Annotated in this window: 28 protein-coding genes; 10 read left to right on the top strand and 18 right to left on the bottom strand. The window is 60.7% G+C overall.

Annotation, left to right across the window (positions count from 1 at the left end; all coding sequences use genetic code 11):
* Positions 1 to 26 precede the first annotated feature (26 nt).
* Positions 27 to 602: a TetR/AcrR family transcriptional regulator gene (locus tag MTX36_RS16025; protein ID WP_243620731.1), complete on the bottom strand. Its 576-nt coding sequence runs from the start codon at positions 600 to 602 to the stop codon at positions 27 to 29.
* Between the two features lie 92 nt (positions 603 to 694).
* On the opposite strand from MTX36_RS16025, the gene MTX36_RS16020 reads away from it, so the two are divergent.
* Together MTX36_RS16020 and MTX36_RS16015 are read left to right on the top strand one after the other, a co-directional pair.
* Positions 695 to 1,696 carry an ABC transporter permease gene (locus MTX36_RS16020; RefSeq protein ID WP_243620730.1) on the top strand — a complete coding sequence of 334 codons (1,002 nt, stop codon included), beginning with the start codon at positions 695 to 697 and terminating at the stop codon, positions 1,694 to 1,696.
* Positions 1,697 to 1,706: 10 nt separating this feature from the next.
* Positions 1,707 to 3,053 (top strand): deoxyribodipyrimidine photo-lyase, encoded by a 1,347-nt coding sequence (locus MTX36_RS16015; RefSeq protein ID WP_243620729.1) that lies wholly within the window; start codon positions 1,707 to 1,709, stop codon positions 3,051 to 3,053.
* 9 nt (positions 3,054 to 3,062) lie between these two features.
* On the opposite strand, the gene MTX36_RS16010 is transcribed toward MTX36_RS16015, so the two are convergent.
* Complete coding sequence (locus MTX36_RS16010; RefSeq protein ID WP_243620728.1) at positions 3,063 to 4,301, bottom strand: MFS transporter; 1,239 nt, start codon at positions 4,299 to 4,301, stop codon at positions 3,063 to 3,065.
* A gap of 109 nt (positions 4,302 to 4,410) precedes the next feature.
* Between MTX36_RS16010 and MTX36_RS16005 the strand changes: the two genes are divergently transcribed.
* Positions 4,411 to 4,989, top strand: a complete 579-nt coding sequence (locus MTX36_RS16005; RefSeq protein ID WP_243620727.1) for a TetR-like C-terminal domain-containing protein — start codon at positions 4,411 to 4,413, stop codon at positions 4,987 to 4,989.
* Here the strand turns inward: MTX36_RS16005 and MTX36_RS16000 are convergent.
* Complete coding sequence (locus MTX36_RS16000; RefSeq protein WP_243620726.1) at positions 4,986 to 5,570, bottom strand: TetR/AcrR family transcriptional regulator; 585 nt, start codon at positions 5,568 to 5,570, stop codon at positions 4,986 to 4,988. The two genes, MTX36_RS16005 and MTX36_RS16000, sit on opposite strands and share 4 nt — an antisense overlap.
* 86 nt (positions 5,571 to 5,656) lie before the next feature.
* Between MTX36_RS16000 and MTX36_RS15995 the strand changes: the two genes are divergently transcribed.
* Positions 5,657 to 6,043, top strand: a complete 387-nt coding sequence (locus MTX36_RS15995; protein WP_243620725.1) for a DUF1304 domain-containing protein — start codon at positions 5,657 to 5,659, stop codon at positions 6,041 to 6,043.
* 3 nt (positions 6,044 to 6,046) lie between these two features.
* Here the strand turns inward: MTX36_RS15995 and MTX36_RS15990 are convergent, their stop codons facing one another.
* The 9 genes from MTX36_RS15990 to MTX36_RS15950 all read right to left on the bottom strand — a co-directional run bounded on the left by MTX36_RS15990 (position 6,047) and on the right by MTX36_RS15950 (position 15,461).
* Positions 6,047 to 6,559, bottom strand: a complete 513-nt coding sequence (locus MTX36_RS15990; RefSeq protein WP_243620724.1) for a hypothetical protein — start codon at positions 6,557 to 6,559, stop codon at positions 6,047 to 6,049.
* A gap of 310 nt (positions 6,560 to 6,869) precedes the next feature.
* Positions 6,870 to 7,715, bottom strand: coding sequence for a mycofactocin-coupled SDR family oxidoreductase (locus tag MTX36_RS15985; RefSeq protein ID WP_243620723.1), 846 nt, complete (start codon positions 7,713 to 7,715; stop codon positions 6,870 to 6,872).
* 94 nt (positions 7,716 to 7,809) lie between these two features.
* A complete protein-coding gene (locus MTX36_RS15980; protein WP_279394690.1) occupies positions 7,810 to 9,744 on the bottom strand; it encodes a propionyl-CoA synthetase in 1,935 nt (644 codons plus the stop codon).
* 107 nt (positions 9,745 to 9,851) lie between these two features.
* The gene (locus MTX36_RS15975; protein WP_243620721.1) at positions 9,852 to 10,946 is read right to left on the bottom strand and encodes a hypothetical protein; all 1,095 of its coding nucleotides are present in this window, start codon (positions 10,944 to 10,946) and stop codon (positions 9,852 to 9,854) included.
* Positions 10,943 to 12,430, bottom strand: coding sequence for a carboxyl transferase domain-containing protein (locus MTX36_RS15970; RefSeq protein WP_243620720.1), 1,488 nt, complete (start codon positions 12,428 to 12,430; stop codon positions 10,943 to 10,945). The genes MTX36_RS15975 and MTX36_RS15970 overlap by 4 nt, the downstream gene beginning before the upstream one ends.
* 67 nt (positions 12,431 to 12,497) lie before the next feature.
* Positions 12,498 to 13,691, bottom strand: a complete 1,194-nt coding sequence (locus tag MTX36_RS15965; protein ID WP_243620719.1) for an ABC transporter permease — start codon at positions 13,689 to 13,691, stop codon at positions 12,498 to 12,500.
* Positions 13,688 to 14,584, bottom strand: coding sequence for an ABC transporter ATP-binding protein (locus MTX36_RS15960; RefSeq protein ID WP_243620718.1), 897 nt, complete (start codon positions 14,582 to 14,584; stop codon positions 13,688 to 13,690). Before MTX36_RS15960 ends, MTX36_RS15965 begins: the two co-directional genes overlap by 4 nt.
* A 54-nt stretch (positions 14,585 to 14,638) precedes the next feature.
* The gene (locus tag MTX36_RS15955; RefSeq protein WP_243620717.1) at positions 14,639 to 15,172 is read right to left on the bottom strand and encodes a hypothetical protein; all 534 of its coding nucleotides are present in this window, start codon (positions 15,170 to 15,172) and stop codon (positions 14,639 to 14,641) included.
* Positions 15,165 to 15,461 carry a helix-turn-helix transcriptional regulator gene (locus tag MTX36_RS15950; RefSeq protein WP_243620716.1) on the bottom strand — a complete coding sequence of 99 codons (297 nt, stop codon included), beginning with the start codon at positions 15,459 to 15,461 and terminating at the stop codon, positions 15,165 to 15,167. Before MTX36_RS15950 ends, MTX36_RS15955 begins: the two co-directional genes overlap by 8 nt.
* A 120-nt stretch (positions 15,462 to 15,581) precedes the next feature.
* On the opposite strand from MTX36_RS15950, the gene MTX36_RS15945 reads away from it, so the two are divergent.
* The 3 genes from MTX36_RS15945 to MTX36_RS15935 all read left to right on the top strand — a co-directional run bounded on the left by MTX36_RS15945 (position 15,582) and on the right by MTX36_RS15935 (position 17,087).
* Positions 15,582 to 16,016 carry a hypothetical protein gene (locus MTX36_RS15945; protein ID WP_243620715.1) on the top strand — a complete coding sequence of 145 codons (435 nt, stop codon included), beginning with the start codon at positions 15,582 to 15,584 and terminating at the stop codon, positions 16,014 to 16,016.
* A gap of 84 nt (positions 16,017 to 16,100) precedes the next feature.
* Positions 16,101 to 16,514: a VOC family protein gene (locus tag MTX36_RS15940; RefSeq protein ID WP_243620714.1), complete on the top strand. Its 414-nt coding sequence runs from the start codon at positions 16,101 to 16,103 to the stop codon at positions 16,512 to 16,514.
* Positions 16,515 to 17,087, top strand: coding sequence for a TetR/AcrR family transcriptional regulator (locus tag MTX36_RS15935; RefSeq protein ID WP_243620713.1), 573 nt, complete (start codon positions 16,515 to 16,517; stop codon positions 17,085 to 17,087).
* Here the strand turns inward: MTX36_RS15935 and MTX36_RS15930 are convergent.
* From MTX36_RS15930 to MTX36_RS15920, 3 genes are all read right to left on the bottom strand, one after another.
* Positions 17,080 to 17,919, bottom strand: a complete 840-nt coding sequence (locus MTX36_RS15930) for an aldo/keto reductase (protein WP_243620824.1) — start codon at positions 17,917 to 17,919, stop codon at positions 17,080 to 17,082. The two genes, MTX36_RS15935 and MTX36_RS15930, sit on opposite strands and share 8 nt — an antisense overlap.
* Positions 17,920 to 18,067: 148 nt before the next feature.
* Positions 18,068 to 19,699: an ABC-F family ATP-binding cassette domain-containing protein gene (locus tag MTX36_RS15925; RefSeq protein WP_243620712.1), complete on the bottom strand. Its 1,632-nt coding sequence runs from the start codon at positions 19,697 to 19,699 to the stop codon at positions 18,068 to 18,070.
* A gap of 65 nt (positions 19,700 to 19,764) precedes the next feature.
* Positions 19,765 to 20,361: a class I SAM-dependent methyltransferase gene (locus MTX36_RS15920; protein ID WP_243620711.1), complete on the bottom strand. Its 597-nt coding sequence runs from the start codon at positions 20,359 to 20,361 to the stop codon at positions 19,765 to 19,767.
* Between the two features lie 117 nt (positions 20,362 to 20,478).
* Here MTX36_RS15920 and MTX36_RS15915 point away from each other — a divergent pair, with 117 nt between their 5' ends.
* Positions 20,479 to 21,327, top strand: a complete 849-nt coding sequence (locus tag MTX36_RS15915; protein ID WP_243620710.1) for an aldo/keto reductase — start codon at positions 20,479 to 20,481, stop codon at positions 21,325 to 21,327.
* A gap of 65 nt (positions 21,328 to 21,392) precedes the next feature.
* Here MTX36_RS15915 and MTX36_RS15910 read toward each other — a convergent pair whose 3' ends face one another.
* The gene (locus MTX36_RS15910; protein ID WP_308198230.1) at positions 21,393 to 22,538 is read right to left on the bottom strand and encodes an NADH:flavin oxidoreductase; all 1,146 of its coding nucleotides are present in this window, start codon (positions 22,536 to 22,538) and stop codon (positions 21,393 to 21,395) included.
* A gap of 129 nt (positions 22,539 to 22,667) precedes the next feature.
* Between MTX36_RS15910 and MTX36_RS15905 the strand changes: the two genes are divergently transcribed.
* Both MTX36_RS15905 and MTX36_RS15900 read left to right on the top strand, forming a co-directional pair.
* Entirely contained in the window at positions 22,668 to 23,132 is a 465-nt protein-coding gene (locus MTX36_RS15905; RefSeq protein WP_243620709.1) for a MarR family winged helix-turn-helix transcriptional regulator, read from the top strand.
* 11 nt (positions 23,133 to 23,143) lie between these two features.
* Positions 23,144 to 23,524, top strand: a complete 381-nt coding sequence (locus MTX36_RS15900; protein ID WP_243620708.1) for a DUF5313 family protein — start codon at positions 23,144 to 23,146, stop codon at positions 23,522 to 23,524.
* Between the two features lies 1 nt (position 23,525).
* Here the strand turns inward: MTX36_RS15900 and MTX36_RS15895 are convergent, their stop codons facing one another.
* Both MTX36_RS15895 and MTX36_RS15890 read right to left on the bottom strand, forming a co-directional pair.
* A complete protein-coding gene (locus MTX36_RS15895; protein ID WP_243620707.1) occupies positions 23,526 to 24,317 on the bottom strand; it encodes an MHYT domain-containing protein in 792 nt (263 codons plus the stop codon).
* 44 nt (positions 24,318 to 24,361) lie between these two features.
* Positions 24,362 to 24,752: ATP/GTP-binding protein (locus MTX36_RS15890; RefSeq protein WP_243620706.1), on the bottom strand; the 391-nt coding region annotated here is incomplete at its 5' end.

The raw sequence follows: 24,752 nt of genomic DNA, 5'->3' as shown, positions 1-24,752 counted from the left end.
ACTGCCAGGAATGGCAGTTTTGTTAATCAGACCGGCAAGTCGGTGCCGTCCGGTCGTAGGCCTGCCACGAATATGGCAACCAGCCGTGGAACGAGGTTCGGTATCGCCTCGTCCGACAGTTCGGGGTGGGGGCGGGTCAGCCGGGCCAGAGCCAGGACGAACTCGAATGGGTGCAGGTCAGGCCGGACGAGTCCGGCGGATTGTGCGGCGCGGATTGCGGCGGTCATCTGGGTTTTGGTCAGTTCGCGGGCCTCGAGAACCTTCGGTGGGAACTCCGCGAAACTACGCTCGACCAGTGCCGGGATGAGCGCGCCCAACTTCAGCTCTACGAGTCGGTCTACCAAGCTTTGCCAGGCCAGACTCGGATCGGTTGGCATTCCTGCGAGTGCGGTTTCGGCGGCTTCTCGAGCGTCGGTGAGCGTCGCGACGGCAACGGCCGTCACCAAGTCCTCGCGCGTCGGAAAATTTCGGTAGAGCGTGGCGATGCCGACATTGGCGAGTTCGGCAACGGCGTCGAGCGGCGCGTCGTGCCCGCGCTGTGTGAACACCGCGCGCGCGGCCCCGACTATCGCATTCCTGCGTTCGAGCGCATCGGCTCTCATTTCACACCTCCGGTATTGACAACACATCATAACCGGAGGAATATCTTCCACAAGAGCCGGAGGGAAATCCTCCACTTGCGAAGGGGTTATTCATGGAGACTGTCTCCGATCCGAAGGACGGCAAGAAACTACTGGCCGTGGTGCTCGGCCTCTCCGCCGTCATCGGTCTTATGCTCCTGGCGTTTGTCTTGCCTTCGGTCAACAGTGGCGCGCACGGATTGAAGCTGGGAATCGCCGGTCCCGCCCCGGCGACGACGCAGATCACGGCGTCGCTCGGCGAGAACAAGCCGGGTGCATTCGCGTTCGACGAGTTCGCTGACGAGGATGCTGTTCGCGACGCAATCCGAAACCGGGACGTGGTCGGCGGAATTGTCGTGGATGCGAATGGTTCACGAATGTTGATCGCTTCCGCCGGAGGTACGCCCATTGCTCAAACCCTGACCGGCGTGGCAAGTGCACTGTCCGAAGCTTCCGGGACCGAGGTGGTCGTCGAAGACGTCGTTCCTCTGACGAAGGACGACCCGGCCGGCGCCGGGCTCACCGCTCTCGCTTTGCCGCTGGTCTTCGGCGGCATGATGCCCGCTATTGTTCTGGTGCAACTGTTTCCGCGCAGTATCGGCAAGCGGGTGTCCAGCGCCACCGGTATCGCGGTGGTCGCGGGCTTTGCTTTGACGGCCATTCTGCAGTTCGGCACCCACAGCCTGGACGGCAACTATGTCCTCACCTCATTGGCTCTCGCACTGGGAATTTCCGCGATTTCCCTGACCATTCTGGGTCTTGAATCCTTGCTGGGTATGAAGGGTTTCGCGCTCGGGGCCGTTCTCATGATGTTCGTGGCCAACCCGCTTTCCGGAATGGCAACCACGGGCGCGTGGCTGCCGGCAGGCTGGGGCGCCTTCGGGCAGTTGCTCCCGCCGGGTGCTGCTGGTGCTGCGGTCCGTTCGTTGGCGTTCTTCGACGGCCATGGTGCGGCGAAGCCAATTTTGGTGCTGACGTGCTGGATTGCCGTCGGAATTACGTTGTGCGTGGTTGCGGGAATGAAGAAGGCGCCATCGCTGGTGTCGGAGCCCGAGCCCGCGCTGAGTAGTCGGTAGGCTCGAGGGTGTGAACAACTCTGTCGTCTGGTTTCGCCGTGACCTGAGGGTAAGCGATCTTCCTTCGCTCACTGCTGCAGCTGATTCCGGGGGAGAAGCGTTGGGGCTGTTCGTCCTCGACGAGAAGCTGCTCGGGCCGGCGGGATCGCCCCGCCAAGATCAACTGTTTGCCAATTTGACGGCGCTCGACCAGCAACTGGGCGGACGTCTGATGGTTGTTCGCGGTGATCCGGTCGACGTGGTCCCACGCGTAGCGGAATCCGTTGGTGCCAAGGAAGTTCACATCAGTGCCGACTATGGACCGTACGGACGGCGGCGAGATGCGGCGGTGGTGAGGCAGATAGACCTGATCGCGACGGGATCGCCCTACGCCGTTGCGCCGGGGCGCGTCACCAAAGCAGACGGCGATCCGTACAAGGTATTCACACCGTATTTCCGTCGGTGGATGGAACATGGCTGGCGAGGACCGGCTGCAACAGATGCGCAGACAGTCCGATGGCTCGATCCGGACGATCTCGATGGTGGACCTCCGCGTGAGGAAATTCCCGCGGCGAACGGGAAGATTCTCTACCCGGCCGGTGAGATCAGCGCGCTCGAACAGTGGAAAGACTACTGCGAGAACAGTCTTGTTCGGTACGACGACGAACGCAACCGGCCCGACCTCGATACGACGAGTCGGATGTCGATTCCCTTGAAATACGGCACCATTCATCCGCGAACCATGTTGGCGGATTTATCGAGGCGTACCGGCGACGGACCGCAAGCCTACCGTCGCCAGCTGGCCTGGCGAGATTTCTACGCGGACATCCTGTTTCAGCGGCCGGACAGTGCGCGCGAAAACTACGACGCGAAGTTCGACCGTTTGCGCCACGACCGCGGTACCGACTCGGACGTGGCATTTCAGGCATGGTGCGAGGGTAAGACAGGCTTTCCGATCGTCGACGCCGGGATGCGTCAACTGGCGTCCGAGCATTGGATGCACAATCGGGTCCGGATGATCGTTGCGTCATTCCTGGTGAAGGACTTGCATATTCCGTGGTGGCGCGGTGCTCGCCACTTCATGGCGCACCTGGTGGACGGCGATTTGGCATCCAATCAGCATGGCTGGCAATGGACCGCCGGTTCGGGAACCGATGCGTCACCGTTCTTTCGGGTGTTCAATCCGACCACGCAGGGTGAGAAGTTCGATCCCGAAGGCAACTACGTTCGGCGGTGGGTTCCCGAACTGCGGGGGATTCCGGGTAAAGCTGTGCATTCACCGAAAGGGATACGCCCAGTGGGCTATCCGGATCCGATCGTGGACCACGCTCACGAGCGTGAGGAGGCGCTGAAGCGGTACGCCGAGATCAAGGGCTGAGCGGGGCGACTACTCGATGACCGACGGCACCGACGTCTTCCGCTCGCCGGTGGCCAGGAGTCCGATCAATGCCGCTGCCGCCAAGACCATGACAAACGCGCCGTAGCCGCGGGTGGTGTCGACCAGTCCGATCTTGCCGACGAGATAGCCCGCGACCAATGCCGGAAGGCTATTGGCGAGGTAGGCGATGACGTACACGGTGGACAGTAGGCCTGCCCGCTGGTGATTGTCGGCGAGTGGCATGACGGTGAGAATCGTTCCCTGGAAGCCTGCCCCGAATCCAACTCCTGCGATGGCAGTTCCGGCAAAAATCGCCACGGTGGAAGAGATTTCGGCACCCAAAAGGGTGATTCCGACGCCCAGAATCAACGTGGTGGTGCCGATCAGCATGACTGTCCGACCGCCGAGACTGCGGAACGTGAGCACAGCGGCGGCACCGAATCCGGTGAGTGTGGCGACCATGACCGCGCCGATGAACGAGCTGTGGACGTCAAGTGCGTTGCGCGCCAAGGCTGGCCCGAGTGAGAGGTAGAAGCCACCCAGCGCCCAGACTGCAATCAAGCACGGTGCAGTCAGCGCGATCATCGTGCGCGCCTCCCGTGGAACAGAGAGGGTTGGCCTCATGGATTTCCAGGCACCGGACCGTCCGCCGGAAGTTTCGGGAACTGCCCAGACACCAAGGATTTCGAGTATGACGATGACGAGGAGGACAAGATAGACAGTGCTGGTGGGGCGCGGGAGATGTTCGGTGATGAGGCTGGAACCCACAGCGCCGACGGCCAGGCCAACCGTCGGAGCAACGCTGTTGATGACTGCGCCCCGTCCCGGTGTGCGTTCGAGGTCGATGAGGGAAGAACCCAGCGTGCTGATGGCAGCGCCGGTAGCGATCCCTTGTATGACGCGGGCAATGAGCAACATGGTCAAGCCGTCGGCCGACGCGAAGAGAGCCAGCGAAAATGCTTCGAGGGCAAGGGCTCCGAGAAGGACTGGCCGACGGCCGATGTGGTCGGACAGTGACCCGGCCGTCAATAGCGTCGCGAGCAGTGCCAGAGCGTAGATGCCGAAGACGAGCGTCGATCCGAGCGAGGAGAATCCCCACAGTTGCTGGTAGTGCTCATACAGAGGGGTTGGAGTAGCGGACGCGCCGAGGAAGGTGGCGATGATGACCGCGATGAGTGTGAACGAGGCGCCACGGCCGAGGCTGGGGCGTGTGGTGCCCACAGTCTTCTGTAAAACGGTTGTTGTCATCGCGTGGGGCTTTCGGTACGGCTAAGGGGATCAAACGCAAATTCTTTGCTTTTAGGACGGTACGCCCAGCCCTGGCTTAACGCAATATCTTTGCGTTAGTATCGGATCTATGACTCCGACCGCAGGTCCGCGCCCCGGTGGCCGCAGTGCACGCATTCAACAGGCCGTGCGCGCGTCTGCTCGTGCGCTGTTGGAGTGGCATGAGCGGGCCGATATCACCGTGCCCATGATTGCGACTGATGCGGGTGTCACTCCGTCTACGATCTACCGGCGCTGGGGCGATATCAACGAGGTCTTTGCCGACGTGTCGATCGAGCAGTTGCGTCCCGACGCTCCGCCACGTGAGACCGGTTCGCTGCGTGGGGATTTGACGGCGTGGTCGCAGGAATACCTCGAAGAGATGTCGACGTCGGTGGGGCGTGCCGCGCTTCGTGATGTGCTGATGAGTGACGATCAAGCGCTAGCGCCAGACGGTACGAAGAAGTTCAAATGCGCGTTTTTCTGTCGCACCCAGATCGATGTGATTCTTGCGCGCTGGCCCGAAGCTTCTGCGGTGGATGGCGATTCGGTGGTGGATCACGTTGTCGCACCGATCGTCTACCGCATATTGTTCGACCTTGAACCCTTGTCCCTGCTACGGGTTTCCGAGTTGGTGGACCAGGTTCTCGCACCGAAGGTTTCGGTTTAACTCTGCCACTCGATGGTGATTCGGCGGGCAGACTCCAGAATTGCGATTGCCTGCAGTGTGTCGACTCGGGCCAGGATTAGCGCGCTGATCGTGCAGGACAGCAGAATTCGGGTTCGATCATCGAGTGTGAGAGCCGGTGCATCAGAAAATATCGCGATCAATCCGGACCGGAGTGCGTCGGAGAGTTCTCGGCGATAATTGCGGACCACTTCGGCGAGCGCGTCGTCATGCGCGCCCATACCGGTGGCAGTGTTCAGGAGCAGACATCCGCGACGTGGTGATTCCGGCGTCATGGCGGCGATGGCAACGCTCAGTGAGTAGAGGTATTTATCCACGGCGTCGACGCCCGGATTTTCGGTCAGTCCGCGCAGGCGTGGACGTATGACGTAATCGAGGTACATCGTGACGGCGGCATCGAAGAGACCACGTTTGTTGCCGAAAGAGTTGTAGAGGCTGGACCGACTCAAGCCGGTTACTGTTTCGAGGTCGGTGAGTGACACGCCCTCGTATCCACGCGACCAGAACACGTCGAGAGCTGCGGCAACGACGGTCTTGGTATCGAATTCCTGTGATCGGCCCATCGAACTCAACCCTTTCTGTATCGTCCGATCCAGTATATATTGAACTGACCGATACAAAATTCATCTGCACATTCAGGAGTCCACCGATGAACGTTGCCGGCTACATCTTCGCGGCGCTCGCAGCCGTTGTACATGTGTACATTTTTGTTCTCGAATCGATCCTCTGGACGGCACCGAAGACTCGGGCGACGTTCGGTGTGAAGTCCGAGGAAGAAGCGCTCACCATAAAGCCGTTAGCGTTCAACCAGGGCTTCTACAACCTCTTCCTGGCCGTCGTCACCGTGATCGGCATCGTGATCGCGGCTACGGGTTCTGCAGCCGTCGGAATCACGCTTGTATTGGCCGGCACGGGTTCGATGGTTGCGGCCGGACTCGTCCTGATTCTCTCCTCGCCGGACAAAGCTCGCGCCGCGGTCGTGCAGATGCTGTTCCCGGCTATCGCGGTGATCCTTCTGGTGATTCACCTGCTCTGAGCACTATTGCGGAGTGCCGAGTATCAGGGATTCGAATAGTGCAACGGCCCCGTTCAGTGCGCCACAATCGAACGCCTCGGCCAGCGCGTATCCGACGACGAGTTCGTTGCGAGTCGGCGGTGTCGTCCAGACCGCGTCCGTGCGCCGAGGATCCGTCTCCTCGTCCTTCGAGAACAATGCAAGACGATTCCCGTCGCGAATGAAGGCACTGTTTGCGTCGTCGACCGGGACGAAAGTCAGCGTCGATCCGTCGACGACAGCCGACACCGTGTACGAACGACGTGACAAAACGCCCTTGCCTACCTCGAGCTTCCCAGCGTCGCCGTCGAGAGTGAGCGACAGTTCGGACTGGGCGCGGGTACCGATCGGAATGCCCTCGCGATGTGGGGAGCTGACTGTGCGCGTCAGGGTCGCGAGGGAACCTCCGTTGCTGACTTCTACGACGCCCGTTTCGGGGTCGAACAGGACATCGACATCCCCATGAATCGGATCGGACACGGTGTAACTGACGGACATAGCGCGTTCCCCCTGCGTTGAGCGATTTCTGTCGATCGTAGGTGATGAGAGGCTTGCCGTGATTGTCTGAATCTGAAAAAATACTGCCGTTTGACGCGCGGTTTGGCGAAAATGGATCTATTGTTGGTCTTGGGTTTGTTGCGCATCCCACACATGAGTTTCCTACTTCAGACGAGGAGCGCCTATGAGGTTGCCGACTACTTGTTCTGTTGCTACGAAGGCTTGATCAAGCCGAGAATTGCTTCTGCCGGATGGTGCTCGAGACCCATCCGGCAGCGGCAATTTTTTTGTGTCCCGAACTCGCTGGCGTTTATCCGCCGGCGAATTTCTCAGACGTCCCAAGATCGACTGGCAACGCGATTCCGGTGATTCCCCGTCCCGCCGGCCCCACCAGATAGAACACCGCGTCCGCGATCACCTCGGGGTCCACCCACGGATGTGGAAGCAAATTCAGCTTCGACATGATAGGTGCAGTGTCTTCCAGAACCGGATTTTCCAGGTCCGGTCGGAATCCTCGGACCATCGGTTCATTGTCGATCATCGTGGTGCGTACATTGCCGGGGTGAACGGAGTTGACGCGAATGTCGGCCCAACCGAGTTCGTTGGCCAGTGACTTCGCCAATCCGCGGACGGCATGTTTGGACGCCGAGTAATGAACGATGCCCGGAACGCCGCGCAACCCCGCCATCGAGCTGATCAGCACGATCGATCCGCCGCGGTTGCCGTTCATGATGTGTGGGATGGATACCTTGGTGGTCAACCAGACGCCGGTGACATTGATGTCCATCAACTCGCGAAACTCTTCGGGACTGAGATCCCAGGACAGCTTTGCCGACGCGGCGATGCCGGCATTGGCGATGACGATGTCGAGACGCCCGAACTTCTCGACCCCGGCGTCGACTGCCGCCTTCAGAGCATCAAGATCGCGGGTATCGGCGACGGAGGCAGAAATGCGTCGGCCCTGTGCCTCGACCAGCTTCACCGTTTGGGCCAGATCCGATTCGGTCGCCATGTCGTATCCGGCCGTGGCAACAGGCGCACAGAGATCTACCGCGATGATGTCGGCGCCTTCCGAAGCAAGCTTGACTGCATGCGCGCGGCCTTGCCCGCGTGCTGCTCCGGTAATGAACGCTACCTGTCCGTCCAATGTGCCCATGAAACTTCCCCTACCCGATTGAAGTACTGAAATCGCAGAACATCCTCATACTGCGTGCTCGTACTGGATCGGGTAGGGGGAATCGTGAAAATTGCTATCCCCGAAGAAGTTTCGTTAGATCATCCAGAACGGACATGTCTTCGATAGTCGACGGCACGGTGTACTCCTCGTTGTCCGCGATCTGACGCATCGTCTTGCGCAGGATCTTGCCGGATCGAGTTTTCGGGAGCGCCTGCACGACGGTCACATCGCGGAACGTGGCAACAGCACCGATTTGATCGCGGACCCGGGCTACCAATTCTTTCCGGAGTGTGTCGGGGTCGATGTCCACGCCGGACTTGAGGACGACATAGCCGCTGGGCCGCTGTCCCTTGAGTTCGTCGTGGATACCGATGACGGCGCACTCCGCGACGGCCGGGTGGCCGGCAACGACGGCTTCCATGCTTCCCGTCGAAAGGCGATGTCCGGCAACGTTGATCACGTCATCGCTGCGGCCGAGCACAAACACGTAGTTGTCCTCGTCGATGTAGCCCGAGTCGCCGGTGAGGTAGTAGCCGTCGAAGGTGGAGAGGTACGACCTGACATATCGATCGTCGTCGCGCCACAGTCCGGCGAGCGTTCCGGGAGGTAGCGGCAGGCCGATGACGATGTTGCCTTCGGTGCCCGGTCCCACGAGTTCGCCTTTGCCGTCGACGATTTCGACGCGATAGCCGGGGCAGGCGACGGTGGGGGAGCCGGCCTTGATCTCCATGGGTTCGAGACCGCGGAGGTTGGCGCAGATCGCCCAACCGGTTTCGGTCTGCCACCAGTGGTCGACGACGGGACGATCCAATACGCGGGTTGCCCACTCGTAGGTGTCGGGATCGAGGCGCTCTCCGGCGGCGAACAACGTGTCCAGAGACGAGATGTCGTACTTCGCAAGCTCTTCCGCATCAGGATCCATCTTGCGGACAGCGCGAATCGCCGTCGGAGCGGTGAACAGGGCCGACACTTTGTATTCGGAAATGATGCGCCAGAAGGCGCCGGCATCCGGGGTTCCGACGGGCTTGCCCTCGTACATGACGGTGGTTGCGCCCGCGAGCAAGGGGCCGTAGACGATGTAGGAGTGGCCGACCACCCAGCCGACATCGGAAGCAGTCCACCAGACTTGACCTGGTTCGATGTTGTACAGATTCTTCATCGTCCAGGTGAGCGCCACTGCGTGTCCGCCGTTGTCACGAACAACGCCCTTGGGCTTACCGGTGGTACCCGAGGTATAGAGGATGTACAGCGGATCCGTCGCAGCAACGGAGACCGGATCCGCGGGAGTGGCGTCGGCGATCAACTCGTCCCAGTCGAACCACGCTGCGCCACTGGACTTGTAGTCGGCAGCGGATCCGGGAATCTGTTCACGATTCTTGACGATGACGGTGTGAGCCGGAGTGGCGGAAAGCTGCAGAGCCTTCTCGACCATCGGCAGGTATTCGATGGTGCGCCCGGGTTCGAGGCCACCCGACGCTGTCACCAGCACCACCGGGCCGGCGTCGTCGATACGTGTTGCGAGTTCCTTGGCGGCAAATCCGCCGAACACCACGGAGTGCACCGCGCCGATGCGCGCGCAGGCCAGCATGGCAATCGCAGCCTCGGGGATCATCGGCATGTAGATGATGACGCGGTCTCCGGCGACGACGCCCTGATCGCGCAGGACACCAGCGAACAGTGAAACCTGCTCGAGCAGTTCGGAGTACGTGTACGACGTCTTGGCCGGAACCATCGCTGAATCGAAGATGAGTGCCGTCTGGTCTCCGCGTCCGTCGCGTACGTGGCGATCAAGAGCATTGAAGCTCGTGTTCAGCGAAGCATCCGGGAACCAGCGGTAGACGGGCGTTGCGGAGTCGTCGAGAGCTTTGGTGGGGGCAATATCCCAGTCCACAGCGCGAGCCGCATCGAGCCAGAACTGCTCCGGCTGCTCCATGCTCTCGCGATACGCGTCGGCATAGGTGGTGTGGGCCGTCTGCTCGCGCTCGCTCATCGACGTGGGTCCTCTCATGACCTTCTGGTACCGCTGACTTGTTGCACTTTACTCGAGGACCGCGAAAGAAGGACGTCAGAAGCCGGAAGCCCACTCTTGTGCGCTGGGCGGGCCGGAACTGTCGGTCAGTGACGCATTTCGAGGCTGCGATCAGGCGCAGCTTCTGCTGCTGCCTCCTCGGTTCGGATGGTGACACGCAGAACGGCCAGCATGAAGAGCGACAGTACAAAGCCGGTGAGCGCTCCGAATTGATCTTGCGTGAACAGATACACCTGAGTCACAAGGAGGCTGATGACGATCGATGCCCGGAGCAGTCGCAAGGCTCGTAGATAGCGGTTGCGGAATAGGAACCACACGCCCAGAATCACCAAGATCGTCGAAGTTGCGGTCGATAGGAGAACAACAAGATCCGAGACATCCTCGGCCACGATCTCCACTTTTGTGAACATTGCGATCACGGCGGTGGCTATCGAACCCAGTGCTTCCACGATAAAAAGCGCCAACACGATTCGACGGACAATGCGATGTCCGAGGACTGCGGTGAGGCGAGTGGAGACGGAATTTCGCCAATTTGTGAGCTGCGATTCGACACCGCCGCCAGTCGGGGTGTGCGAGTGCAGTCCGGTCTTGATCGACCCGGCCAGATCCGCGAGTTCGGGATCTCGTATTCCGTCGAGAACGCGCAGAGCGTGGTGGTAATGAACCTCGTCCAACTGCCCGAGCGCCAGGTCTGACAATGCTCGTGAACCGATGACAAGTCGATGTCGGTCGTTCAGTCCTCGCCGGATCACGATTTCACGTGCTATCAGGTAAAACAGAACGAAGACGACGTACATGATTGCGATTGCAGGTTGGTAGAAGTAGTTGACATCGGAGGTGACAAACTTTCCCACCTCGTCGATAAACAGGCCGAATCCGATGCCGCCGATCAAGCAAGTGCGAGCACGGATCCGGCTCCCTTCCGTGATGGCAGTCATGACAATGGCGACAGCCATCAAAAGTCCACCCCAGAGGACATGCGCGACATGCAGTCCGCCGCCGCCGATCTGGGGGTATCCCATGGCAGCGAGGTATCCGCGGGTGACGAGTACCGTTGCTACCGAAGCAAAAAGAAACACTTCGAATCGTGCGAGCGCTGCGCGGTCGTAGTTGTGCGGCAGTGTCTTCACGGTGATCGTCTTCTGGTCCGTTGTCTGCGGTGTCGTCGGTCTCGGCGTCATCGGGGTACTCCCAAATTTCGATAGCGAGCGATCCGCGCAGTGGTCCTGTCGACGGTGGTTTCTTCGGTCAGGCGTGCGAGCTCGTGCGCGATCGCTGCTCCGACGCGTTTGGAGAACTCGACAGGCTCGTCGGCAGCATCAGGCATTTCGGGAATAATAGCGTCGACGATTCCGTCGCGGAGAAGATCCGACGATCGAATTCCCTGAGCCGCGGCCATTTCGGGGGCATGCGTGATGTCGCGGTGCACGATGGCGCTGGCACCTTCGGGAGGGAGCGGTGCGAGCCAACCGTTCTGTGCGGCGAGGACGCGATCGGCCGGCAGGAGAGCTAGGGCGCCGCCGCCGGTACCCTGGCCGAGAATTACCGACACGGTCGACGTTTTCAACATCACGAGATCCGCGATGCAGCGCGCGATTTCAGGAGCCAGCCCGCGCTCTTCGGCTTCCTTGGACAATGAAGCCCCGAGTGTGTCAATGACAAGAACGAGCGGAAGTTGAAGTTCTTCCGCCAATTTCATGCCGCGCCTGGCCTCGCGCAGGGCTCCCGGGCCCATGGTGTTGAGCGCAGATTGACCACTTCGATCCTGCCCGAGCAGGATGCAAGGGTAGCCACGAAAACGTGCGAGCGAGAGCAGGATCGTCTTGTCGGTCTCGCCTTGACCAGTGCCACTGAGCGGTACCTGTTCGGTGGCAGCATGACGCAGCAGTTGCCGGATTCCGGGGCGATCCGAACGCCGCGAGAGCATTACCGACTGCCAGGCCGGTACGTCCGGGAGCTCTGGCGCCTCCGCAAGAGAGAGGGTAGTCGGTGTCGGCGGATCGCTGAGTACACACAGCGCTCGATTGACCAGCAGGCGCAAGCGCTCGACGGGAACCACGCCGTCGATGACGCCGTTGCGATACAGGTTCTCGGACGTCTGGATGCCGTCGGGAAACTTCTCGCCGTAAAGGGCCTCGTACACGCGTGGCCCGAGAAAGCCCACCAGCGCACCGGGTTCCGCAATGGTGATGTGGCCCAACGAACCCCAGGATGCAAAGACTCCGCCGGTAGTGGGGTTGCGTAAGTACACGAGATAGGGGAGATGAGCGCCCTTGTGGACGGCGACTGCCGCCGCGATCTTGACCATCTGCACGAAGGCGACAGTGCCTTCTTGCATTCGGGTTCCGCCGGATGTCGGCGAGGCGAGGAGTGGAAGTTGCTGCGCCGTGGCACGTTCGACAGCCGAGACGATTCGTTCTGCAGCCGCGACACCGATGGAACCGGCGAGAAAGCTGAAATCGCACGCGATTATCGCTACTCGCCGCCCACGAACGGTGCCGACGCCGGTCATCACCGACTCGTCGGCACCGCTCTTCGCTCGGGCGCTGGCGAGGTCTGCTGCATATTCGGGCCCCGGATGGACGTCGAGTGGCTCGGTATCCCAGGAGTCGAAGCTCCCAGGATCAAGCACGTGAGTCAGTAGTTCCTGGGCCGAGATACGCACAGCACCCTCCGTTTTCGCCGATTACTTCGTCCCGGACGAACCTACCGGCCCCGGCCCGGCAGTGAGGTCAGCGCCCGAAGGCCTCTTTCCAGGAGACAACCTTGCCGATACGAAGGATGGAGCGCTGGTAGATCTTTGCGGCGATGATCGAGAACAAAACGGTGACCGTGAGCATGAGGACAATCGTTCCGACGATCTGGAACGGCGTCGCAACTCCGGCGGCGATACGCAACGGCATGAGGATGGCCGAGAACGGGGGAATCCAACTCAGTACATTGCTCAGTGTGCCCTCGGGGTTTCCGACGGTGGAGAACGCGATACCGAACATTGCCACGATGAGAATGACCAGCGGCGCGGCCGTTGCGTTGACGTCCTCCTGCCGCGAAACCATGGAACCTGCTGCAGCATAGAGGACAGCGAAGAATGCGAAGCCCAGGATGAACCAGCCGACTGTACCGATCAGAACACCGATCGCGGTACCGGTCACGGTCAACATTCCGGTGGCCAGGCCGGTGCCCACCCCGGCGATGGCATAGGCGGCTAGCTGGAGCAATCCGACTGCGCCGATCCCGATGACCTTCCCCCACAACAGCTGCAGCGGGCGAAGAGTCGAGAGGAGGAGTTCGACGACACGGCTGGACTTCTCCTCGACAACACCCATCGCAACGTACGTTCCGAACAGCATGATCTGCATGTACAGGAGGGCGACAGCAGCGATCGAGAGCGCAATGCGTTGTCCCTGTTCGGGATCCGGCGGATCCAAGGTTTCCAGGGTGACCTTAGCGCCTGCAGTGGACGCGGCGAGCTGCGCGGGGTCGACGCCGGCTTCGGTCAGTGCTTCCGACTGCGCTTTCCCGGCCACGGAACCTTCGATGATTGCGCGGAGGTTGGTGGTGATCTCCTTGTTGGTGATGACGGTGGCGCCGCCGTTGGCGGAAGGGATGACCGCAACATCGAGGTCCCCGTCCTGCACACGGGTGCGGGCCGTCGCTTCGTCGCTGACTTCTGTGACCTCGACGCCGGTGCCGATGGCTTCGCCATTACTGACAAGGGCAGCTGAAAGTGACTGACTTCCAACCAGACCGATCTTCGACTTATCCTCGTCGCCCCCGGAGAACAAGGAGAAGGCGATGATGCCGCCGATAATCGCGATCAGAATGATGATGTTGCTGATCAGAAAGCTCTTTTTGGCAATCTGGGTGGTGAATTCGCGCTTGGCGACCAAACCAATGGCGCGGGTACCGCTTAGCGGAGTGCTCACGCTGAAACCACCTCTCGGAACAAGTCGGTCAGGGAGGGACGATGACGGGTGAATTCATGCACCGGACCGGTTTTCAGGGCGGCGTGCAGAATCTGCTGGTCGTCGGCGGCATTGTCGACACTGAGAAGTGTGCGTCCGTCGCGGTGGCTGACGGTGCTGACACCGATGAGATGATCAGCCCAGCCGGGTGGGGCGTCGGGTGCAAGGATCTCGAGTTGCGTGTTGCCTTTGCCGCGGAGTTCGTCGACTGTTCCGACCTCGCGCATACTGCCACGGCTGATGATGCCGACGCGGTCGCTGAGGCGCTCCACGAGTTCGAGTTGGTGACTCGAGAAGATGACCGGTACACCGGTGCGGGCCTTCTCCACCAATACGTCGCTCATGACGTCGACGGCAACCGGGTCCAGACCGGAGAACGGTTCGTCGAGAACAAGTACCGCTGGATCGTGCACCAGAGCAGCGGCGAGCTGAACTCGCTGCTGGTTGCCCAGCGAGAGCGAATCGACGGTGTCCTTGGCTCTGTCGGCGATACCGAGGCGCTCGGTCCAGAAGGTGGTTGCCGTTCGGGCATCTGCCTTCGAAAGTCCGTGCAGCTCGGCAAGATAGGCGAGCTGGGCGCCTACCTTCATCTTGGGATAGAGGCCACGCTCCTCGGGCATGTATCCGATGGTGCGTCGTACGTCGAGGTCTACGGGATTGCCGCCGAGACGTACTTCCCCCGAATCTGCTGCGAGGACACCGAGGGCGATGCGCATCGTCGTGGTCTTGCCGGCGCCGTTACTGCCGACAAACCCGAAGATCTCGCCGGGGCGCACTTCGAAGCTGAGGTTGTCGAGCGCTACGACGTCGCCGTAGCGTTTCGAGATTCCGTCGATTGTCAGGGTTGAGGCCATGATTCCTTCTCATCGTTCGGGTGTTGCTCTTACGTGGTGCAGGCGTGGGTTCGGCTAGTCGGTGTCGCCAGGTTCCGGATCCGGCTGGGTCCAGGCGAGAATCATTGCCGGTGTGCATGCGCCGATCAGCATCGCGGTGATTGCAAGCAGTCCTCCTGTATACGGAAGTTTCTCTACATTCCAACCCACCGACGAGGTAAAAATCAGGAATATCGCGACAAAGAACACCAACGATTGGGTCACGGTCAATGCAATGGAGCGAGCATTGTTGCGTTGCTGGATTTCCCATTCGTCCAGCGCTTGCCTCGGGGCGTCGCCTTGGCGTCCCGAAACTACTTGCAACGACGTGAACAGTGCCATGAACACAATGGTGATCACGGGCCATACCAGCGCGACCATGGTGTTGAACAGGCATGCGACGGCCACTGCGATCATCACGACGAACACGAGGCTGAGCGCCCGCACCAGAACGCGTCGTCGGCGGCGAGTTCTCCAGGTGGGCAACCAGTGTTTGAACACTTCCTCGTTCTGCAGGAACCTTCGAGTGCGGTGAGCCTGGTAGCGATCGATCAGATTTGTTTCAGACACCTGGCTTTTCACTCTCCTCGGGATAGTGGTCGGATCGGTAGACCTCTGTGGACAGGGGGCTGAACTCCGTACGAGAGAACACTGCTTCGACCGGGAGATCGAAAACATCGGAGATCCGAAATGCGAGGTCCAGGCTGGGATAGTGGTCGCCGCGTTCGAGTACACCGACTGTCTGCGGATTGACGTCGACAAGTTGTGCGAGCTGGATCCGACTCATCTTCCGCTCGGCGCGAAGCACCGCGATTCGATTGAAGATGGGGAGTGAGTCTCCCCGGCGGACTGGGCTCATCTATCAAAGTGTTGTAAAAACACAACAGTTTGTCAATGTTCGCAACTGTGCAGCGTGTCCGGTTCCCATCCTGGAAGGGTCGACCGCGTTAGGCTTGGCCAAACCGAAAGGGGCGAGCCGGTGGTTACCGAAAAGTTGGTTGTCGAGGAGTTGGTGCTCGAGAAGTCCCGTGTTGCCGTATCCGTTCGCAGCGATGATAGTTACAGCGTGGCGCCTGCCTCGCGCGAGAAAATCTGGCACGACCGCCTGGAAAAGGGCGCAGTCATCGGCATCGGTCAACACACTCCCGGTGACGTCGAGGGTGAATCCTGGTGGGTTGTCTACGGACAGTCCGACGCCGGAGCTGATGTGACAGTTCGACTCGAAGACGGCTCGCATGTTCCGGTCCAGCGGATCGGAGACATCTTTGTCAGTGAGTGGGTGAGCCTGCCGCAACGGGCGCTGCTGTATCGATCGGACCGGCCGGTGGAATCTCAGCCGACCAATCTGTCGGTGCTGTTTGCGCGTCCCCGATTCATGCCCAAAGCGCCGTTTCCGGAGAATGATCGTTTGTAGACGGTATTCGGCATGGTCGTCCGATTTTTTTGGGCGAACAAGCCCGACCCAGATTTGTTACGGTACGTACTGTACCGTTTTTATATGACAACGTGGCCTGACAATCTGGCGGTCGTCCAAGTACGAGTCGCCCGCCCCACCGACAAGCTGGAAGAAGTGATTGCGTTCTATCGCGATTGCCTCGGACTTCGCGAGCTGTATCGATTTTCCGGGCACGCCGGCTTCGACGGCATCATGCTCGGGCTACCCGACGCGAACTATCACCTCGAGTTCACTACTCACGTCGACGGAAGTCCGTGCCCCGCGCCCAGCGCCGACAATCTTCTGGTTCTGTACTTCGCCGGAGAGGATGCGATGTACAAGGTTGTGCAGCGGCTTGGCGAGGCCGGACATGAACCCGTCGAATCCGAGAATCCGTATTGGGCGGAGAATGCGGGAATGACTTTCGAAGATCCCGACGGATGGCGACTGGTGCTCATGCCGAGGCCGGTGCTGTAGATGGTTCGCAGTCGCGACGAGCGAATTGACGACGCTGTACTTTCTGCGACTCTGGAGTTGTTGGGGGAGAAGGGGTATGGCGAGCTTTCCATCGGGTCGGTAGCAACGAGAGCCGGAGTGCATCGCCCGGCGATCTACCGACGTTGGCCGTCGAAGCGGCATTTGGTCGTGGATGTGGTCCAGGCGCAGATCGGTACCCATCCGACGCCCGATACCGGCGATCTCAGAGCGGATCTGGTCGCCGGTATCTCGACGTTGGTTGTCGGCCTGCGCGATACTGTCGTGGGTGCCGTTCTGCCGGCGTTGGTTGCAGACCTGGCGTCAGATCCGGAATTGGCCCGCGATTTCCAGGCGAACTTTTTTCAGCCGCGACGCAATTCGACTGCAGCAGTGTTGGAATCGGCTCGTGCTCGCGGTGAGATCCGCGACGACTTCGACCTGGATTTTGTTCTCGATGCATTGGCGGCGCCCATCTATTACCGGGCCCTGTTCCGCCATCTGCCGTTGGATGAGCTACTCGCCGAGCAATCCGTCGACTCGGTACTGCTGACGCTGGCTCGTTCGGTCAGTTGAGTTCGAGTGGGTTCGGTCCGACGCGAGAGTCGGTGTTGAGGCCGGCGATCGCGGCCGAATCTTCTGCGGTGAGCGCGAAGTCGAAGATGTCGGCGTTGTCGCGCATGCGTGCCGGAGTCACTGATTTCGACAGTACGGTGTGTCCCTGCTCGATGTGCCAGCGGAGGATGATCTGAGCCACGGACTTGCCTTGTGCCGCAGCGATCTTGGCGATCGTCGGATCGTCGAGGATGGTTCCCTGGCCCAGTGGACTCCAGGCTTCGATCTCGATGCCGCGAGACTGGGCGTACTCCCGTGACGTGTGCTGCGCAAGCCTCGGGTGTAGTTCGATCTGATTGACGGCGGGTGTGATCGAACTGTGCTGGGCCAGCAGATCGAGGTGTTCCGGCAAGAAGTTGGAGACGCCGATGGCGCGGGCGCGACCGGAGGCGAGGATCTTCTCGAATGCCGCCCAGGTCTCGACAAAGAGGCCCTTTTCCGGGGCGGGCCAATGGATCAGGTACAGATCCACGTAGTCCAGGCCGAGCTTGCCCAGGCTGGTGTCGAAGGCTGCGAGTGCGGTGTCATGGCCCTGGTCGTCGTTCCACAATTTGGTGGTGACAAACAGTTCCTGCCGGGGGATACTCGACGCCGCGATGGCGCGGCCGACGCCGGATTCGTTTCCGTAGATTGCGGCGGTGTCGATGTGGCGGTAGCCGATGTCGAGGGCTTCGCCGGTTACGTCCTCGGTCTGTGAATCCGGAACCTGGAATACGCCGTACCCGAGTTGGGGGATGGTGATCGGCTCGCCGGTTGTTCCGTGCGTGAGCGTGTTTTCGGGGATCGACAACATTTCTGGGGTGCCTTTCTCGGAGAGGCGAGCCGACGGCTTTGTGTGCATTCGGCCACCTATAGCGCGCATGCAACTATTGCGTACGCCTCATAAATAGTTGCACACGCGTGATGTCTGCGCAAGCGCGCGAATTATTCGACCCAGTTGGTCACTCCTCGAACAGTTGCCCGCCATCCATGCGCCAACGACGGGTGCTTCGCGTGGAACTGAGCATGCGGCGATCGTGTGTGACAAGCAGAAGGGTGCCCTCGAACGATTCCATCGCCTGCTCGAGTTGTTCGATTGCCGGTAGATCGAGGTGATTGGTGGGTTCGTCGAGGACCAGAAGGTTCACGCCGCGCGCCTGAAGCAAAGCCAATGCTGCTCTGGTTCTTTCGCCGGGAGACAGAGACTGCGCCGACCGCAGTACGTGGTGCCCGCGCAGGCCGAATTTTGCGAGCAACGTCCGGACATCAGCATCCGGCCACTCCGGAACTTGAGCACCGAAAGCCTCGACCACCGGCTGATCGCCCTCGAAAAGGCCACGGGCCTGGTCGATTTCGCCGATCGCCACACCGGATCCGAGGGATGCGATGCCCTCGTCCGGAACAAGCTTGCCCAGGAGAACATTCAGTAGTGTCGTCTTGCCGGCGCCGTTTGCGCCGGTAATCAGGATGCGATCGCCCCAATCGATCTGCGTGGTGACGGGCCCGAACGTGAAGGATCCGCGGGTTACCTTGGCGCCGTTGGTAGTTGCCACGACAGATCCTGAACGCGGGGCCGCCGCGATCTCCATTCGCAGATCCCATTCCTTACGGGGCTCTTCCACGACGTCGAGCCGCTCGATACGACGCTGCGTCTGACGGGCCTTGGCCGCTTGCTTTTCCGTCGATTCGGTACGCAATCCGCGGCCGATCTTGTCGTTGTCCTTCGCTTTGCGACGCGCATTGCGGACGCCGTGCTCCATCCAGTTGCGCTGCATCTGTGCGCGATCTTCGAGATCGGAGCGGGTGCCCGCGTACTCCTCGAACGCTTCACGGGCGTGCTGGCGAGCAATCTCACGCTCGGCGAGGTATGACTCGTAGCCGCCGTCGTACACCGCGATGTTCTGTTGCGCCAGATCGAGTTCCACGATTCCGGTGACGGTGCGCGAGAGGAATTCACGGTCGTGACTGACCACCACGAGTGCGGCACGGGTTTCGTCGACAAAGCGCTCGAGTTGTTCGAGTCCCCGCAGATCGAGATCGTTGGTGGGCTCGTCGAGCAGCAGGATGTCGTAGCGCGAGAGCAACAGTGACGCGAGTCCGGCGCGAGCGGCCTGGCCACCGGAGAGCGCGGTCATGTGGGCGTCGAGGGGAACACCCAGACCCAGCTCGTCGACAACCTTTTCGGCGCGCTCGAGCAGATCGGCGCCCCCGAGCGTCAGCCACCGTTCGAGTGCGGGGGAGTACAGATCTTCTTCGGAATCGGCCAAGGTTTCGGCAGCCGCATTCATGACCTCTTCGGCGTGCGCGACTCCGGTGCGTCGGCCCAGGAACTCGAGGACGGTTTCGCCCTCGATGCGGTCCGGTTCCTGGGCGAGGTAGCCGACCGCAGCGTCGGGTGGGCTCAGGGTGATCGAACCTTCCACATCCGCAGTCCCGGTTCCGGCGAGCGCGGTCAGGAGCGTCGACTTGCCCGCGCCGTTGGCGCCGACGAGGCCGATGACGTCGCCGGGAGCGACGGTGAGATCAAGATCGGAGAACAGGGTGCGTTCGCCCCGGGAAGCTGAGAGTCCGCTGATGCGCAGTGTTGCAGTCACCCGTCAAGTATCCCCTGTGCTGTGCGCCCTTATTTACCGCCCGCGGTTAATAAAGGCGCACAGGGTTAGTGCCGAACCAGGTGGTACCAGCAGGGATGCGCCGCGCGAACCGGAAGCCCGGCGTCGCTCACGTCGGCTGGATCACTGGACCCCATGGTCCAACCGTCGAAGTGGCGCACGACGTCGTCACGCGAAACGCCATGTGGCATCGGCCAGCGATGCCCGTGGCTGAAAGCGAACATGATCATCGACGCGCCGGGCGCCGTGACGGCATTCACCGACTGCGCGTAAGAATGACGCTCGTGCTCGTTGAGCCCGTGAAAACAGCCGATGTCCAGGACCAGCATGTTGCCCGGGTCGACGGCGATGTGCAGATCGGCGGCATCCTCATGGAGAAATCGGATGGTGGTACTGGCTTCGCGAGCATGGATACGGGCTTTGTCCAGGGGTTCCTGCTCGGAGTCGACGCCGGTGACGTGCCAACCACGCTCGGCCATTTCGATGGAATGTCTGCCGGTTCCGCAGCCGATATCGAGCGCACGTCCGTTTTCGGGGACGGGAACTTTGTCGAGGAGCGCTGACAATTGTGCGTCGAAGCCGCGGCCCGTGTGCTCCCACGGAGTGACTCCGACTTTGTAGGCGAGATGGTACGGAACATTCATCGCCGTCTCTTTTCTCGAGGCGATTCTAAGGCTTGTCTTCCAAGGTAGACGGCCATTTCAGGCAGGACAAGGGGGCAGGTGCGGGAACACTCCACCGGAGTGCCGCGTTGCCTAGGTATGACCGAACCACAAGACGTGACCTCTGTTCCGAGCATTGTGCTGGCCGACGGCAAGACGATTCCTGCGTTGGGATTCGGTGTCTTCCAGGTTCCGGACGACGAAACCCAGGAAGCCGTCTCGACCGCGCTGAAGGCCGGATACCGCAGTATCGATACCGCCAAGATCTACGGCAACGAAGTAGGTGTCGGGCGTGCGATCGCAGAATCCGGCATAAACCGCGGTGACCTCTACATCACTACGAAGTTGTGGAACAGCGATCAGGGCTACGACTCGACGCTCGCAGCCTTCGACGCCAGCCTCGACAAATTGGGCCTCGACTACCTCGATCTTTACCTGATCCACTGGCCCGTCCCGTCACAGGACCTCTATGTAGAGACGTTCAAGGCATTTCAGAAGCTCAAGGCCGATGGCCGGGTTCGCTCCATTGGCGTCTCCAACTTCACCATCGAGAATCTCGAACGCGTCATCGGTGAGACGGGCGAGGTGCCGGTCCTCAACCAGATCGAGCTTCATCCCAAGTTCAATCAGTCGGAACTGCGCGCCTTCCATACAGGCAAGGGAATCGCTACGGAGGCGTGGAGTCCACTCGGCCAGGGCACGGTTCTGACGGATCCTGTCCTGAAGAAGATCGCCGACGCCCACAGCGTCACCACAGCCCAGGTGATCATTCGCTGGCATCTGCAGATCGGGAACGTCGTCATCCCCAAGTCGGTGACGCCCGCGCGGATCAAAGCGAACTTCGACGTCTTCGGATTTGCATTGACGCCGGACGAGATCAACGCCATCGGCGCTCTCGATGACCCGTCCGGTCGCATCGGTCCGGATCCGGCGGTGTTCGGAAGCTAGAACCAAGTATTTCAACGTCAACGGCGCTCCCACATCAGAGTGGGAGCGCCGTTGACGTTGAAAGATCAATTCAGATGCGAGCGGTGTTCTGCCGTGAACGCGATGTGTTCATCGGTGCGTCCCGTACGGAGCTTCTCCACCCACTCCGGATCGGCGAGGAGTGCACGACCGACGGCAACCATGTCGAATTCGCCGTCCTCGTACTGAGATTCGAGACGTTCCAGTCCGGTGACCGAGGATGCCGCGTCGGCGGTGAATGCGGTGGTGAACACCGAATCGAGTCCGACCGATCCGACGGTGATGGTTGGCAGGCCCGTCAGCTTCTTCGTCCATCCGGCAAGTCCGAGCTTGCCGTCGTCGCCGTCGAGTTCTGCAAACGCGGGTTCCCAGTGACGCCGCGTCGACGGATGCAACACATCGACTCCTGCGTCGACAAGGGGAGTGAGGATGCGACCGAGTTCACTGGGGCTCTGAGCGATTCGAGCGTCGTACTGGCCCGACTTCCACTGTGAGAATCGGTAGACGATTGCAAACTCGTTTCCGACGGCCTCGCGAATCGCAGCAACAACCTCAGCGGGGAATCGGGTACGGGCTTCCAGTGATCCGCCGTAGGAATCGGTGCGAACATTGCTTCCGGCCCAGAGGAATTCGTCGAGCAGATAGCCGTGCGCTCCGTGGAGTTCCAGGCCGTCGAAGCCGGTGTTCTTCGCGTTGAGTGCGGCGTCGACCCAAGCTTGCTTCAAGTCTTCGAGGTCCGCGGAAGTGAATTCCCGTCCCAACGGAGTGCCGTCCAATGCCAGTCCGGAAGGACTGACGGTCTGGACGTCCGGATTGAGCTGAGGCTTGTCGCCACGTTCGACACCCAGATGCCAGAGCTGCGGAATGATCGATCCGCCCTCGGCGTGGACGGCGTCGACAACTGACTTCCAGCCGTCGAGGCTCTCGCTGCCGTAGATGCGTGGTACTCGTGTGTGGGGTCCGGCGGCCGGGTCCGGAATGTACGTACCTTCGGTGATGATCAGGCCGACGCCGCCGGCTGCGCGACGCCGGTAGTACTCGGCAACGTCGGCGCCGGGGATTCCGTCCGGAGAGAAAGCGCGGGTCATCGGGGCCATGGCGAAGCGGTTACGCAACGAGAGCGATTTCACCGCGAATGGCTCGAACAGGCCGCGCAGTGCGGAGGATGTGGTCGAAGCGTGGGAAAGAGTCACGGAGCTGTTCAACCGGGGAGATTCGCTGCCTATTCCGCACTTCTGCCCACAGTTGCGTCGCCCACAGTCATGCAGATTAGTTAGTGCAAGACTAGTTATCGCACTAACTAATCTGCTAGCCTGAGTGCTATGACCACGCAGGAGCAGGCATACGACCCACTGGCACTCGACCGCCAGGTGTGTTTTGCACTTGCCGTCGCCAATCGGGCGGTGTTGTCGGTGTATCGGCCACTGCTCGAGCCGATGGGGCTTACGCACCCGCAGTATCTGGTTATGTTGGCGCTGTGGGGGAAGACTCCGATGGCGGTCAAGGAAATCGGGCAAGCGCTCCAGCTTGATTCGCCGACGCTCTCGCCCCTCCTGAAACGGCTCGAAGCGTCCGGTTTGATCACGCGCACGCGCAGCCGCGCCGACGAGCGTCAGTTGGACGTCGATCTGACCGATGCCGGTGCTGCCCTGCGTGTCGAGGCGGAAAAGATTCCGCCGGCCGTGGTGCAGAAACTCGGTGTCGGGATGGCTGAACTCGAAGAGTTGCACTCGGTGTTGACTCGGGTCAACGAAGCCGCGTTGCGCGCTGGCGCATTGGACCAATGAAAGAGAAGACTATGACTGCCGCACCGAATCCTATTCAGTGGCTTGGTTATTCGTTTGGCCGCAAGTTGCCCGATTCCATGCGTGAATGGGTACGCAACGACCTGGTCGGTGACTGGGCCGTACCCCGGCACCTGGTGCGCAGTATGGTGCCGTTCCTGCCGGTCTTCGTCATCTTCATGCTGTTTCCGGGCCCGTGGGCACTGCGTGCGTCGATGGTCCTTCTCGGTGTGCTGCTGGCGCTCTTCTATTCAGTTTCCTATATGGCGCAGAACCGGTCCCGTCGTCTCGAGCGCCACGGATTGCCGGCAGATCTCGAGAACGCGAAGAAGATGTCGCGCCAGGACGCAGAGAAAGCTGCCTACGAAAAGCTGCACGGCCCGATCTCGTCCTGATTTACCGGTCGGCGAACTCCCGGGCTTCGAAGGCGAGATCATCGGCGGCAGATTCCATTTGGGCGGTTGCCCGGTCGGGAGCAGTAAGCACTCCGACAATCGGCACAGCCAATGCCAGGAGTCCGAGCACGAAGACGGGAAACAGGAACGCGAACACTTCGAGGCCTTGTGGCGCCGGCGCCGACGGATCGTGAGTAACTTCGACAGCGGCCATTCCTGTGTAGTGCATTCCGACGACGGCGATTCCCATGATCACACCGGCAATGAACCGCAGGACCGTGGATTCCAGGACCATCGTGAACCACAGCGCTGCGGTGCCGGCGACAACGGCGATCAATACCGACAACGCGACAAAGTACATGTTGTAGTGAATCTCGCCTTGAAAATGTAAGGCGCGCATACCCAGATAGTGCATGATGTTGACCGCGATACCCACCACGAGACCGCCCGCGAGAAGCTTGCTCAAACGGAACGTGGTTCCGAGGATCAAGAGACCGACAAATACGGCGGTCACGGAAATCACGGCAGAGACGATCGTCCAAGTCAGGTTGTATCGAATGGGGCTGCCGGGTACCGCAAATCCGAGCATTGCAATGAAGTGCATCAGCCAGATTGCTACACCGCCGATAGACAGAGCCCCCATGAACAACCAGCGCATCCGCGCCGCAGTATGGGTGGCGGCTGCGGAATGACGCGTACACGCCAAGCCGACAACCGATCCGACGACGGAAACGACGAAGGCGAGTCCGAGCAGCCAGAGTCCCATCGAGAAATGATGCATTTCATCCGACATGCCAGTTCCTTTCAGTGCCAATGGTGTTGGTTGGTCAAGCTGGGTCAAGCGAGAGCGGCGGCCGCAAGAAATTCGAGTGAGTATTCGGTAACCGCGATCAGTGCCTGTTTGGCGGACTCACGGTTGCGCGCATCGATCTCGATCAACGGAATTCGATTGGGCAGTGCCAGAGCCTGACGAAGATCGCTTGCCGAGTGGATGGGTGCACCGTCAAAGCGGTTGACCGCCACAATGAACGGAAGCCCACGGGCTTCGAAGAAGTCGACAGCCGCAAAACTGTCTTCGAGCCGTCGCGTGTCGACGAGGACGACTGCCCCGATAGCGCCGGTGATGAGGTCGTCCCACATGAACCAGAAGCGCCGCTGACCCGGTGTTCCGAACAGATAGAGAACCAGGTCGTCGGCCAGCGTGATGCGACCGAAATCCATTGCCACC

This window comes from Rhodococcus sp. ARC_M6 (assembly GCF_022810305.1).
Lineage (GTDB): Bacteria > Actinomycetota > Actinomycetes > Mycobacteriales > Mycobacteriaceae > Rhodococcus_F.
The sequence above is the reverse complement of the archived record's forward strand: the minus strand, read 5'-3'. Positions and strand labels throughout refer to the sequence as shown.